Origin of the sequence: Solibacillus merdavium, assembly GCF_014836935.1 — a bacterium.
Taxonomy (GTDB): Bacteria; Bacillota; Bacilli; order Bacillales_A; family Planococcaceae; genus Solibacillus; species Solibacillus ferritrahens.
On record NZ_JACSPW010000002.1, the window covers coordinates 153148 to 165735 of the forward strand.

The window sequence follows — 12588 nt, forward strand, 5'->3', positions numbered from 1 at the left end:
ATTGCGAATTATGAATGCTATTAAAATGGTATTTTGTGAAATAAAAGTTGACCAATAGTTACCACTAACTCCGAAAATTTCATTCAATATGGTGTTGACAAAATCCTAATTCTCCGTTTCTATACACCCATAAACAAAAAAGCAGAAGTTTCTCTTTGGGTGAGGAACTTCTGCTTTTAAAATTTTTAGTTAGTTTTTAATCCATATTTACCAAAACCATCTGTACCTTCACCAATATAATGAATTTTACTATTTTCATCTAACACATCGACTGCTTTTTTCGACGATTCAAATACCACTTTCACGTTTTCTGGAAACGCAGCAAATTTCCAGTTACCATCTGCACTTGGATCAATTGTTTTTTCAGCTAAAATATAGTCGATGATTGCTTGACGGTTTTCATCTGGATAAACTTCAACTGCAGTCGCGTTTCGTACACCTGGGAATGTTCCATTTGCACGATAGTTATTCGTCGCTACAATGAACTCCTGTGATAAATCGATCGGCTTTCCATCATATTGTAAATTTACAATGCGGGAAGCCTTTTCATTTACTATATTTCCACTAGCATCATATTTGGCTGGTTGTGTCACATCAATTTCATAAGTGACTCCATCAATGACATCATAGTTATATGATCTGTAGTCAGAATTAATTAGTTGTTGTTCATCTTCTTTATTTATATCGATTTGGTGGAATTGACCAGCAGACATTTCAAGCCATTCTTTCACATCCGCACCTGTTACTTTTAACATAGCTAATGTATTGTCATATAAATATAGGTCTGCAACATTCTTAATTGCCAACTCACCTTTTGGTACGAATGTGTAGTACTCTGGATCACTTCTCGTTCCTGCTTTAAATGGCGCACCTGCTGATAATACTGGTAGACTTTCAAATGGTGTTCCTTTAATTTTATCCTTTACATAAATCGCTTGGGCATTTGTCACGATTTGAATGGAAGGATCATCCTGCACTTGTGAGAAATAACTATGAATATTTGCTGTCGTTGTTCCTACAGCCTGACGCACATAATCAATTGTACCTTCATGGGCTTCTTTTACGCTTTCCACAACTGTACTGCTTACATTTTCATTATCTTTTGCAATTTCACGCACGGCACCTGTTCCTGAAATCACATCCCAAGAATCAGCTTTTTTCTCAAGCTCTAAATCGATTACTCCTAGATGGCTACCAAATTTACCTGCCATTACGATAGGTACACCGTTCATTGTTCCATTATCAATATCCACATTCGTTAAAGTGCTATCTACTTTTCCAGGGAATACTTCATGGGCATGTCCTGTTATGACCGCATCTACATCGCTGATTTTTGTTAATAGATAGGATACATCTTCCTCGCCGATTTCATGTGTTGCATCACCCATACCTGAGTGCGACAGTACAACTACTACATCCGCGCCAGCTTTCTTCATCTGTGGAACGATTATTTTTACCGCTTCTACAGAATCATCTACTGTTACTTTTCCTTCTAAATTTGCTTTATCCCATTTTAAAATTTGTGGAGGCACAATGCCTGTTACACCAATTTTAATCATCGTACTATTTCCTGTTGAATCAATTACTTCTTTTTCAATCATGACATACGGCTCATACATTAATTCTTTTGTCAAAGCATTGCGTACATTCGCATTGACATACGGGAATGGTGCATCATCTGTTACTTCATCAATAAATTCCAAGCCGTAATTAAATTCATGATTGCCATAAGTCGCAGCATCATAATCCAACGCAATCATTGATGCAATAGAAGGATGGACTTCTCCTTCTTTTAATTTTTTCACGGATTGAATGTAAGAGCCAAGAGGCGTTCCTTGAATGGCATCTCCATTATCAAATAATACTGTATTCGGGTTTTCCTCACGAGCTTTTTCGATGAGCAACGCAGTTTTTGCCAAGCCTAAACTATTCGTTGGCGCATCTTTGTAATAATCATAATTCATAATATTAGTATGAATATCCGTCGTACCTAAAATGCGCAATGCCACGGTCGTATTTGCTTCAACTGGGTTATATTCCGCCAAAAACCGCTGCAGAATCTTTTGCATTTGGACTTTCGTGACAAACTCATTCGGTTTGATCGTCCCGTCTTCATAGCCTGTTAATAAGCCTAACTCTACTGCCTTTGCCATCTCTTGACGATTCCCAGATCCAATTTTATTCGCATCTTTAAATTGATTTAATACATTTTCGGAATATTGTTTTTCATCCGGTATACCCCTAGCTGCAATAAGGAAGGCATGTGTGCGTGTCAATTTTTCATTTGGTGCAAACTGCGTCGGTGTTTTACCTTTAATTAACTTTAGTTCCACAGCCTTTTCAATATATGGCTTCAGTGAATCGGGTACGTCCTTGAATTGAACGGATTGTCCAGAACCTACTTCTACCCCTAATGCATCAATGACTGCCTTCACAAAATCTCCACGTGTCATTTCTTCATTGTTGGAAGTAGATGCCGCTGATACTCCAGCCATTCCACTAGTTAAAAGTGTTAATGTAAGGGCAGAAGCAGAAAGTTTTTTCCACATTTATTTCACTCCTATTATCTAAATTGTTCAACAAGTCCATCATACTAAATTGCCAGAATAGTAGAAAAGAGCAAATTGATACATTACTATATCGAGGTAAGTAGTACTTTTTGAGAGTTAAAAAAATGCCACAAGTTATTCACTTCAAGAAACGGGTACAATTTACTCAATAAATTAATTAAATTACTTGCACGTCGCAAATTCCGCGGTGCTCCTGGTAGGCAAAATGGTTTGTAGGGCCAAATCCATGACCAATATTCAGTGGGTAACGAATCGCTAATTGAACAAACTTTTTTGCTTCAATGATCGCTATTTTTAATGGTTTCCCTTTCGCAATTTCTGCGGTAATTGCTGCTGAAAATGTACATCCTGTTCCATGTGTATGAATTGTTTTCAGTCTTTCTGTTTTCATTTTAAAAGGCTTTTCCCCTCGAATAAACACCGTATCAATCGCATGCTTACCCGCTAAATGACCACCTTTTATCACTACACATTGCATACCTAAATTTAATAAATATTCCCCTGCAAATTTAATTTCCTCTTCGGTTTTGATCGTAAGCCCGGTCAATACTTCTGCTTCGGGTATATTCGGTGTACAAACCGTTGCAACCGGAAGTAGTTTTTCCTTTAAAGCTATTGTTGCTTGCTCTTTCAATAAGCTAGCCCCGCCTTTTGCAATCATTACTGGATCTAAAATAAGTGGTATTTCTTTAGATTCCAATACCGAGACAATTGTTTCTACGATTTCTGCATTAAACAGCATACCTGTTTTAACAGCTTTTAAATCAAAATCATCGAGTACTGCATTTAATTGATCCTTTACAAAATCAGCAGTAGCAGGATAGATTCCATGCACCCCTTTTGTGTTTTGAGCCGTTAAAGCTGTAATCACTGATGTGCCGAAAACTCGAAGCTCTTGAAAGGTTTTTAAATCAGCTTGAATGCCAGCCCCGCCCCCACTATCGGATCCTGCTATAGTACATGCAATCATTTTTACCACTCCTAATAAAAATATTATTAAGTGTCACTGCAAAAGAAAGACCCCACGTAAAATACGCGGGGTCTTAGTAAGTACATATGTATAATTGTACTTTGCTCCCTACGTCCGTATTAACGGTCAGGTTCTAAGGGTCAGGTTTTAACCTTCTCAACACAAATGTGTCCCCCTGCAAATGCATTTAATTACGTCGAGTGTATCAGAATAAAATTTACATGGCAAGTAAATGGTAAAATTTTAGATTCATAATATACTTTCTAATGCAAAGTACGATTGTAAATTGCCACATCACTTATAAAAACTCAGATGAGCTATATACCATTTCATCTGAGTTTTTATTTAATCCTATTTTATTTCTTAACGACATTAAAGTTTGAACCGATAAGTTGCCAGTTTTGGGGGAAAGGTAAACCAAGTTTCCAATAACCGACACCCCGTAAATTCAGTCTTTTTACTAAATTAAATTTTGCCTGGATGGAACGTGCATCTTCAAACCATACAATATGTGAACGTCCTTGCTCATCATAATAGTTAAAGTACGGTGCCTGTGCCGTATAGTCATATTGAATGGCAGCATTATAACGTTTGGCTATTTCAATTGCACGCTGTGGACTTAATGCTTCTGCATATTCCCCCCCTTGCACAAAAGGTAACGTCCAATCATACCCATACAAATTTTGCCCAAGTAAAATTTTATTTGCCGGAATTTCCGTTAAAGCATATTGAACTACTTGTTCAACTTGAGGGAGCGGGGAGACAGCCAGAGGTGGTCCTGCAGAATACCCCCACTCATATGTCATTAGCATAACAAAATCTACTATTTCCCCATGAGCTCTATAATCATGACCTACCGTCCATTCCCCTGGCTGATTCGCACTCGATTTTGGTGCCAGTGCCGTGGAAACTGTATAACCTTCAGCATGCATACGCTCTACCGCACTTCTCAAGAAATTATTATAGGCTTCCCTTTGATCACCTGGTATTCTCTCAAAATCAAAATGGATATCCGACACATTCCCAATTCTTTTTGCTTCTGCAATAATATTGTCAAAAAGTAAGTTTTGTACTGCTTTACTTTGAAAAATGTCACGTGCTAGCTCACTACTGAACTGATAATCTTCTAGATTCGTTATCGCCATTGCAATACTTGCATTATTTTCTGCCGCCAAACTAGGTAATGGTGCAATTACTGGCGCCTTTAATGAACCATCCCGTCCAGCTTCATAGCTGAATAGGGCTAAATACGTTAAATAGGGACTCGTTTCACGCACTTGATTTACTAGTAGTTCACTTACTTCATCGCCTCTTGGTTCAACATAAGCGAAAATTTCAGCAGATGTTTTCGCAGCGGGAGGAATATATAAACGCGTTCCAATCATTAATAATGCATTTGGCGATAAACCATTTACTTGTGCAAGTGTCAAATAATTCACATTAAAACGTTGTCCTATTGACCATAAGCTATCCCCCGGTTGAACAATATAATATTGACCATTTACTGGAATCACAAGCGCTTGCCCTACAACTAAGCGATTAGGCTCGGGAATTTGATTGGCATCCACAATATTCTGTATCGTCGTTCCATAAGCTTGCGCAATTCCCCATAGCGATTCTCCTGGCTGTACAACATGAATTTGAATTGTCGGTCCTCCTTTTTCTATATACTAATTTATGAACTTAATGCTCTATTAATGCGAGAGAAAAAGTCATAAATGAATAAGAGTACTTTTTGAAATAATTTTTATACAAAACTAATTAAGATATGCGCATCCTAGCAAACTTTTTCATACTATAAATGTGAGGTGAAAAAATGCCAAGAGTAAAATATCGAGACGCAGATGTCGATTTGATGGCAAGAATGATGCGAGCTGAGGCTGAAGGTGAAGGAAAACAGGGGATGTTATATGTTGGGAATGTCATTGTCAATCGTGCAGTGGCTTCTTGCTTAGACTTTAATGATGTAAGGACAATTGAACAAGTCATTTATCAAGTACAAGGAAATAACTATTCATTTGAAGCTGTTCAAAAAGGGAATATGTTTTATCAGCGAGCACGACCTACTGAACAAAGATTGGCGCGACAAGCTTTAGATTATTGGAGAGAACATCCTGCAAAATATGCCCTGTGGTATTTTAATCCGTCTGGTGAATGTCCTCCGACATGGTATGGGCAACCATTTACAGGGCAATTTAAACAACATTGCTTCTATGAACCTGTAGCCGGAACATGTGAAAGTGTATATATAGGATAGATTTTCCTATCGCTAAATCATTAGAGAGCCTTTTAAAATAAATAAGGCTCTTTTTTTATTTTGAAAAGAAAGTGATAATTATACTTATTTTTTGTTGGACTGCTGGTTTTTATCGTGATTTGTTTTGTTATTTTTATTTTTGAGTTTAGCATCAAATTCTTCTGCAAATTCAGCTACATTATCTTCTGGATTTCGATCATGACTTGTCTTATTATGATGCAATTCTTTATAAGTAGCATAAGGGTTATGTGTTCTTTCGTTCAACGTCTTTTTGTTGTTTTTGCTCATATTCATCCACCTCCTACTGATTTAATGTGCTCAGTATTGGGGGTTTTATGCCTTTTCCATCTTCATTTACTTCCTTACTTTTTGTGATAAAAAAATTATCTAATGCCATATTAAGAAGGAATCCAATTGAAAGGAGAATACGAAATGGGCCGAGACGACAGCACAAGTAAAGGAACTAATAAGAGGTCGTTACCTCAAACACCTAAGAATGAAAAAATTGCTCCAAACAAAATGAGAGAAGAAATCGCAAATGAATTAAATGAACTACATCGCCTTGTAGAAAAGGGTAAAAGTAACGCTGCAAAGAAATTTTAAGTAATAAGTAAAAGGGCCTTCACAACAGAATATTACTGTTGGTGAAGGCCTGATTTACTTCTTAACAAAGGTTAAAACTGTTTAGCTTTCGCATTAATTCTCAATATTTGGTTTTGCAGAGTAACCTCTGTTTGACCATTAACCTGAGATTTCTGATGCTTATTTCTTGTCCAGTTCTGGTGGATTTTTTGAGATTTTGGATCTAATGCACCCTTTTTGCTCATTCGTTCCGCCTCCCTATGTTTAAAGTGAAATCCAATTTAGTATGGTACGAATTACTTCATTTATTCTTAAAGTAAAGTACTTTTTGGATTCATTTACTGGCAATTTTTTTGACGGATGGATTACTCGTCAGGATCAATACTAACAGTGAAAACAGTCCCGAAGACGGAAAGGATGAGGAACAGTGGCTAAAAAAAGTTCAGGCACACCTAGCTGGAAGCAAAATCACCCGATTAGTTTACTATCCAACTCAGTTGAAAGAACAGAGCGAGCAGTAAAACAGGCAATGTCTCACCCGGAAGAATTTGCAGTAGAACATGCATTCAATTCATTGGAACGTACCGAAAACGCACTCTCTAATGCAGAACAAAAACAGGAACATATGGATATTGTTGAGCAAAATAAAGCCAAACTGGATGAACTAAAGCAAAACATCCTAGAAATTGATGAAAACTTAAATTCATAAAAGTATCCCCCGTTGCATGTTCGTAACGGGGGAGTTCATTTACATATAAAGTGCACTTAAAAAAATCCCCAATGCCTCTTCATATATTTCATCAAACTGGCTAATTGGCAAAGGATTCGTTCCAAGACCTAATTCAACGGTGAAACCTGGGCGACGCCAATCTTGAATAAACCAGTCTTTATAACCGGCATAGCTTTCAATTGTTTGCACCGGCTTATACCCACTAACTCTGGCAAACTCATTAACAAGCTGTTCTGTTTCAGGAGGCTCCAACCCCATGAACCCCCAAAAAATAACTTGGCCTTGTGTATGAAAAGCCAATACACGAGCAAAGTCCCGTTCAACCGTTAGCTCCGCCATTGCAATGGACTCCGGCTCAGATAGCGGACTTTCCCCACCATAATCTCGCGGACCCGGTGTTTTCGGATTTCTTTCTCTTTCCAGTTCCCATTCAGCAGGAAACTGGTCGTTCAGGTCGACCCCATTAATATTTGCTTTCCAATCGGAAAAATCTGTACTGCCCTTATTCCACTCAATTAAATTATTCCGGATGGTTTCATTTTCCGGTGGTCCGTTCAGCACTAAATCCACTCCGTCTGGATTTACCATAGGAACAATATTTAAACTCGTTTGATTATACAATGGCAATGTATAAAGCCCTCGTATTGAACCATTATTCGTAAGCGACAATAGGTAATCATTAAGAAACGTCATGACAATCGCTGTTGTAATCCATTCATTGGCATGGAAGGAAGCATTATAATGAACACGTTTCTGCCCTTTTCCAATCGTGAGTCCCGGTATTTCTTTATTTAATACAGAATTTCCAATCGACTCATTTACTAGGAATGGATAGATTGCCTGCAATGTACGAATATCCTGTACCATCATGCTGTAATCATAATTTTGTTTCCCATTTACAACTCGCCATGTTATACGAACAGGTAATAGTAATTGGGTACCGACTTGAAGTGCATATGGACTGATACCTGAATTGAGAAGGAAAATCGCATCCATCGGCAAATTTATTCTTTGTGCAATCGACCAAACCGTATCTCCACGTTGAACCGTGTATGGACTTGTTACATAGCCTGGAATTTGGACAGGTTGGTTCGGGATTAGCTCCTGTGCATTCAAATTACGATTTGAATCAATAATTACCTGATAAGGAAGATTAAAAACTTGGCTATAATACCAAAAGGAATCACCCGGCCTAACAAAAATCTCCACTAAGCTCCTCCCTCAATAAAATGATCAATAGAAAAGTATATGAATGTGGGGATTGATTATTAACACGGTTCGAGAAAACTGATTTATTATCTTCAATCACTTTCTGTATTCCCTAATTTTCCCCTATATAGCTGAAATTGAGAGCAGCATTATGTTATAGTAGAATCTACTAAATTTTTATTGTATGGAGGTTCATCATGGAGACGAAAAGAATATCGCTGCATCGTGCACTATCTGAGTTAAAAATGCTTGGTGAACGGATCCAATCGGCTACGTACCGCGTAGTGCTGGCTCGAGCAAACCGAAAAAGCAACGAAAAAATTGAAGGCATGTCAATTGATGAATACAAAAAAGAAATGCAAGGTTCGTATGACAAAGTCACAAGCCTTATTCAATACCGCAATAAACTAAAAGCACTCGTTGTCGAATCAAATGCTAAAACAATCGTTAAAATTGGAGCAAATGAAATGACAGTGGCTGAAGCAATTGAACGCAAACAATCAATTGCATATGAGAAGGATTTACTGAATCATCTACGCCGCCAATATTTTGAAGCAATCGATGAAGTAACAGCTGCGAATGAGGCCCTTCCTGAAAAGCTTGAAAATTACCTGATTAATATTTTAGGCAGCAAGGAAAAGCAATCATCCTCAGACGAAGTGAAGCTTCACACCGATACTTTTATGAAGCGCAATGAATACGAACTGATCGACCCGATGCAAGTAAAGAAAACCATTGACGAGCTTGCAGCGAAAATCGAGGAATTTGAGTCAGAAGTAGACGCTGTATTATCAGAATCAAATGCCACAACATTTATTGAGATCTAACTAATAATTTGCATAGCGTAGCGAAAACAGTAAACGGATCGGCGCTCGTGCTTTGACTGTGTGCGAGTTGAAACAACCAAACAGTCACTCAACCTACAATTAATATTTGAACCTTAATAGAAAAGTTCAAAGCTTAAAGGTCAAAGCTGAAATATCAAATGTCAAAGCTCTTAACTTTTAAAGCTCAATGTTCAAATGATAAAGCTCATCCAAATCCTGGGTCATGGTTTAGGTATGCCGATTCATGACCGTCTGTGGCTCCACCAGGCAGCTATTGTTGTGCAAAATAAAATGCCGAATTCGCTTTCTTGGCGAATTCGGTTTTTGTTTTACTTACCCTTTTACCGGTGCGTGCGCAGTTTTCCGTCGAAATAATTATGGAGAACAAAAAAAGAAGCAGTCATTTGCAACTGCCTCCCTCAAGATTTAATAGAACAATCTCATTTTCATCGTACCAGTACTTTTCTGCTCTATCTATGTATGATAAAAAATCTTCGTAGCGTCCTTTCCAATTTCCAGGTACAAAATCCTCGTAGGAAGCTGGTTCTGAATAAAGGGAGTACAGTTCTCTTTTATCGAAATTTATATATAACGAAGGCATAAAACTATAAAAAGTGTCCTCTTTCGTTTCAGTAAGTAAATTTAACTTAAGTCTTTCTCTTAATTCTTTTGTTGAAACAGCATACTTTGCAATTCTTGGCGCAAATTCTGCATATGAATCCTCATCTAATATATCTATGCCTTTCCTTTCATCATCTTCTTCGATAAAAGGACCAGTATATGCAATTCCCATTTCTTTAAATTTCTTTTTATATGCCTCTTCTAGTTTTTTTCTATCTAAAAACCAAATATCTTTTGTGGAAACATACCATTTGAAATGATTATTAATTAATACACCTACAATAATATTCTCAAGTGCTTTAGGTACTAATAACATATGTTTCAACTCCGTTTTATTATTTTCTTACTCTACGTTTTCGAACTGTAATCATTACTTAGAAATTACTAAAATTCCCTCGATTAATATATTATCATCAAACTTATTCATCCTTATTACCTTAAGAAAGAAACTACTAATTCACATCAATTACTTGTATTCCTTTAACCTGAGCACAGGTATTAATCTCTTTGATTAAATTGTTTCTATAAACTGATATTGCTCCGTGTATTTCTCTTTCACCATCTGCATCTATATATTCTGGAAATAAAATAAAATTTGTTTAATCCATTTTTTTTATTATATATTCATTTCCTTCAAATTCTCCACATCTGATATGATATGAAGTTATAAAAGACATTATATCTTCATATAATTCCTGTGTATTAATTTCTGCCTGCAAAAATCCTTCTATAACATTCATAATAATCTCGCCTTTCTATTTTATTGGATAAGCTGATAACCTGCCTCCATCTTCTGATAATACAACTTTAAATCTGTTACTTCATCTGCATATGTCAGCTAACTTACATGAGATTCTAATACAAAAGGGAAAAGAAAACTCGACTAAGTACGAGCACCTGATTAAGGTTTTTCATCCCCAAAAAAATTAATTTCTTTTTGTCTTACTAAGTTAAACTAAAGTAAACAACCTTGAAAGGCGTAAAACCATTATTGAACAATAATTAACAATTAAAATATGCCTTTAAGAAATCAAAAAACGATGACCAAGCTTCTTTTAACTCTCCTTTTAAAAGCAGTTCATCGCCACCCTCAAAGTTAACTATATAAACTTTATCTGTTACAGTATCCACCACTAATACAGCATTTGCTGACATTCCACTTAAAACAAGATATTGCTGCGGAAAACCATGTTCTTTTCGAGAAATTAGTGTGTATGATTCAATATTATTTTCTTCATCTGCTATATCTAGTAATTCAAAGGGTACATGTTCTTCCCAAAAAGGTCCTGCATATTGTATATAAAATTCTTGGAAAGTATCTGATGCGTCTACACCTAGCCTTATTAAAGCCTCCTGTACCAGATTGCTATCTTCACGTTTATATATTTCTTCTCCTAGAATTTCATCTAGTCTCTCGGGCAAAATACTCATATTATTTTCCTCCTAAAGCTTCTTCTCCTCATATTTTCCAATAATTAATAGAATCTACTTTTTGAAATGCCCCTCTAGTTGTCTCATCCATTGGATAAAATGGATTTAACTTTCCTTTATAAGGATGTAGTGGAGCTCTTTTAGCATTAATTGCTCATTAGCTAATTGAAGGTTTTTTTCATAGCACTAATAACCACTATAGATAAAAGCAATTGTCGCTTCATAAAGTAAATCAAGTGCTTGTGGTTAATTCTACTCCTGAATATTACTTAATTGGTCCCATAAATTCAGTAATATTAAGAATATGTTCCTTCAGTTTTACTTTTTTTAGATTCTCTACTTTTTCTGCTCCACCTAAACCTAATAGAGGTGTATAGCCGAAGCACTCATCATAATCCAACTCACCATATTGTTTAAGGGCTTCGGGATAAGGTTGCCAAGACAAATCTTCATCTTTAAATTCCAAGTCATTAATATTTTGAAAGAAAAATTCAAATGTAAACATAATTGTCTTTACCACACCATACCTGTAATTAAGTAATCTAACATATCCATCTGACCAAATAACCAGATCACCCATACCTGTAGCAAATAACACAAATGAATCCTTGTATCTTTGACTACTCTCCCCCAAAATCTCTTTAAATTCCTCTGGATTTACACTTTTAAAATACCCTTGCATAAATGTACCAAATCCATAATTACTCCATAAATCTATAATTTCATTTGGTACCAGTTTAGTATATTTTACAATCATTTCACTCGGAACTTTTTTATACGATTTAAAATCTATTAAATATTTTTCCATTTAAACTCCTCAAACTAATGAATTTTTACTCCATGGAAACAAACAAATGCTTTAAGTGCACCTTGAAAATGGGAATTTTCCCATATTTAAATTTCAAGAATATGAGTTAACTATATCTTTCTCTAATTTTAAAAATTCTTCAAACCTTTTTACCATATCTGCTATTGTAGTTGGGACTTCTTGAGGCATATAATTTATGAAACCCAACATATCTTCTGGGTAATGATGATTTTCATAAAACTCGGCTATTTTATTTAATAATTCATTATCTTCTTTACACTCTTCTTTTATTTTAGATAAACAAACAAATCGAAGTTTTCTATTCTCAGCTATTAAAAATGCGCTATTTTCGTCTAATTGTGGGAAATAAATGTCCTTTATCTCCAACATTACTTTGTTTAAATCTTCAATAGGTATTCCCCATGCAAACTCATTTTCATCACCATTTTCCATCGACTCTACCGCATAGTCAGAAATAGCCTTTTTACTGAAGTAATTTTCATTGATTCCTACAAAAATAGTTTTCCAATCATATTTAATATTTCTATTTTTAAAATCTGTTAAGTTCATATTTCTCACAACC

Annotated in this window: 15 protein-coding genes and 1 riboswitch; of the genes, 4 read left to right on the forward strand and 11 right to left on the reverse strand. The window is 35.9% G+C overall.

Features of this window, described 5'->3' with window-relative positions:
- Positions 1-185: 185 nt before the first annotated feature.
- The 3 genes from H9632_RS03725 to H9632_RS03735 all read right to left on the reverse strand — a co-directional run bounded on the left by H9632_RS03725 (position 186) and on the right by H9632_RS03735 (position 5186).
- The gene (locus H9632_RS03725; RefSeq protein WP_191702773.1) at positions 186-2549 is read right to left on the reverse strand and encodes a bifunctional 2',3'-cyclic-nucleotide 2'-phosphodiesterase/3'-nucleotidase; all 2364 of its coding nucleotides are present in this window, start codon (positions 2547-2549) and stop codon (positions 186-188) included.
- Positions 2550-2727: 178 nt separating this feature from the next.
- Complete coding sequence (gene thiD / locus H9632_RS03730; protein WP_191702774.1) at positions 2728-3540, reverse strand: bifunctional hydroxymethylpyrimidine kinase/phosphomethylpyrimidine kinase; 813 nt, start codon at positions 3538-3540, stop codon at positions 2728-2730.
- Between the two features lie 88 nt (positions 3541-3628).
- A riboswitch (TPP riboswitch) is annotated at positions 3629-3727 on the reverse strand.
- A gap of 169 nt (positions 3728-3896) precedes the next feature.
- Positions 3897-5186, reverse strand: coding sequence for a LysM peptidoglycan-binding domain-containing protein (locus tag H9632_RS03735; protein WP_191702924.1), 1290 nt, complete (start codon positions 5184-5186; stop codon positions 3897-3899).
- A gap of 170 nt (positions 5187-5356) precedes the next feature.
- Here H9632_RS03735 and H9632_RS03740 point away from each other — a divergent pair, with 170 nt between their 5' ends.
- Positions 5357-5797 (forward strand): cell wall hydrolase, encoded by a 441-nt coding sequence (locus H9632_RS03740; RefSeq protein ID WP_191702775.1) that lies wholly within the window; start codon positions 5357-5359, stop codon positions 5795-5797.
- 84 nt (positions 5798-5881) lie between these two features.
- Here the strand turns inward: H9632_RS03740 and H9632_RS03745 are convergent, their stop codons facing one another.
- Complete coding sequence (locus H9632_RS03745; protein ID WP_191702776.1) at positions 5882-6085, reverse strand: hypothetical protein; 204 nt, start codon at positions 6083-6085, stop codon at positions 5882-5884.
- 126 nt (positions 6086-6211) lie between these two features.
- Here H9632_RS03745 and H9632_RS03750 point away from each other — a divergent pair, with 126 nt between their 5' ends.
- The gene (locus H9632_RS03750) at positions 6212-6400 is read left to right on the forward strand and encodes a hypothetical protein (protein WP_191702927.1); all 189 of its coding nucleotides are present in this window, start codon (positions 6212-6214) and stop codon (positions 6398-6400) included.
- Between the two features lie 71 nt (positions 6401-6471).
- Here the strand turns inward: H9632_RS03750 and H9632_RS03755 are convergent, their stop codons facing one another.
- Positions 6472-6624: a YpzG family protein gene (locus H9632_RS03755; protein ID WP_191700418.1), complete on the reverse strand. Its 153-nt coding sequence runs from the start codon at positions 6622-6624 to the stop codon at positions 6472-6474.
- Positions 6625-6806: 182 nt separating this feature from the next.
- Here H9632_RS03755 and H9632_RS03760 point away from each other — a divergent pair, with 182 nt between their 5' ends.
- Positions 6807-7088: a hypothetical protein gene (locus H9632_RS03760; protein WP_191702777.1), complete on the forward strand. Its 282-nt coding sequence runs from the start codon at positions 6807-6809 to the stop codon at positions 7086-7088.
- 39 nt (positions 7089-7127) lie between these two features.
- Here the strand turns inward: H9632_RS03760 and H9632_RS03765 are convergent, their stop codons facing one another.
- Positions 7128-8318 carry a M14 family zinc carboxypeptidase gene (locus tag H9632_RS03765; RefSeq protein ID WP_191702778.1) on the reverse strand — a complete coding sequence of 397 codons (1191 nt, stop codon included), beginning with the start codon at positions 8316-8318 and terminating at the stop codon, positions 7128-7130.
- Between the two features lie 197 nt (positions 8319-8515).
- On the opposite strand from H9632_RS03765, the gene H9632_RS03770 reads away from it, so the two are divergent.
- Positions 8516-9145, forward strand: coding sequence for a hypothetical protein (locus tag H9632_RS03770; RefSeq protein WP_014823221.1), 630 nt, complete (start codon positions 8516-8518; stop codon positions 9143-9145).
- 400 nt (positions 9146-9545) lie between these two features.
- Here H9632_RS03770 and H9632_RS03775 read toward each other — a convergent pair whose 3' ends face one another.
- From H9632_RS03775 to H9632_RS03795, 5 genes are all read right to left on the reverse strand, one after another.
- Entirely contained in the window at positions 9546-10082 is a 537-nt protein-coding gene (locus tag H9632_RS03775; RefSeq protein WP_191702779.1) for a hypothetical protein, read from the reverse strand.
- 283 nt (positions 10083-10365) lie between these two features.
- Positions 10366-10506 (reverse strand): hypothetical protein, encoded by a 141-nt coding sequence (locus H9632_RS18775; protein WP_225223666.1) that lies wholly within the window; start codon positions 10504-10506, stop codon positions 10366-10368.
- A 262-nt stretch (positions 10507-10768) separates the two neighbouring features.
- On the reverse strand, positions 10769-11197 hold the full coding sequence (locus H9632_RS03785; RefSeq protein WP_191702780.1) for an SMI1/KNR4 family protein: 429 nt from the start codon (positions 11195-11197) through the stop codon (positions 10769-10771).
- 265 nt (positions 11198-11462) lie between these two features.
- Positions 11463-12005, reverse strand: a complete 543-nt coding sequence (locus tag H9632_RS03790) for a T6SS immunity protein Tdi1 domain-containing protein (protein WP_191702781.1) — start codon at positions 12003-12005, stop codon at positions 11463-11465.
- A gap of 93 nt (positions 12006-12098) precedes the next feature.
- The gene (locus tag H9632_RS03795; protein WP_191702782.1) at positions 12099-12575 is read right to left on the reverse strand and encodes a DUF2247 family protein; all 477 of its coding nucleotides are present in this window, start codon (positions 12573-12575) and stop codon (positions 12099-12101) included.
- Between the last annotated feature and the right edge of the window lie 13 nt (positions 12576-12588).

Coding starts and splice junctions, on each gene's coding strand:
- H9632_RS03725 (WP_191702773.1), bottom strand. CDS start 2,549: ATGTGGAAAAAACTTTCTGCTTCTGCCCTTACATTAACACTTTTAACT.
- thiD (WP_191702774.1), bottom strand. CDS start 3,540: ATGATTGCATGTACTATAGCAGGATCCGATAGTGGGGGCGGGGCTGGC.
- H9632_RS03740 (WP_191702775.1), top strand. CDS start 5,357: ATGCCAAGAGTAAAATATCGAGACGCAGATGTCGATTTGATGGCAAGA.
- H9632_RS03745 (WP_191702776.1), bottom strand. CDS start 6,085: ATGAGCAAAAACAACAAAAAGACGTTGAACGAAAGAACACATAACCCT.
- H9632_RS03755 (WP_191700418.1), bottom strand. CDS start 6,624: ATGAGCAAAAAGGGTGCATTAGATCCAAAATCTCAAAAAATCCACCAG.
- H9632_RS03770 (WP_014823221.1), top strand. CDS start 8,516: ATGGAGACGAAAAGAATATCGCTGCATCGTGCACTATCTGAGTTAAAA.
- H9632_RS03775 (WP_191702779.1), bottom strand. CDS start 10,082: ATGTTATTAGTACCTAAAGCACTTGAGAATATTATTGTAGGTGTATTA.
- H9632_RS18775 (WP_225223666.1), bottom strand. CDS start 10,506: ATGAATGTTATAGAAGGATTTTTGCAGGCAGAAATTAATACACAGGAA.
- H9632_RS03785 (WP_191702780.1), bottom strand. CDS start 11,197: ATGAGTATTTTGCCCGAGAGACTAGATGAAATTCTAGGAGAAGAAATA.
- H9632_RS03790 (WP_191702781.1), bottom strand. CDS start 12,005: ATGGAAAAATATTTAATAGATTTTAAATCGTATAAAAAAGTTCCGAGT.
- H9632_RS03795 (WP_191702782.1), bottom strand. CDS start 12,575: ATGAACTTAACAGATTTTAAAAATAGAAATATTAAATATGATTGGAAA.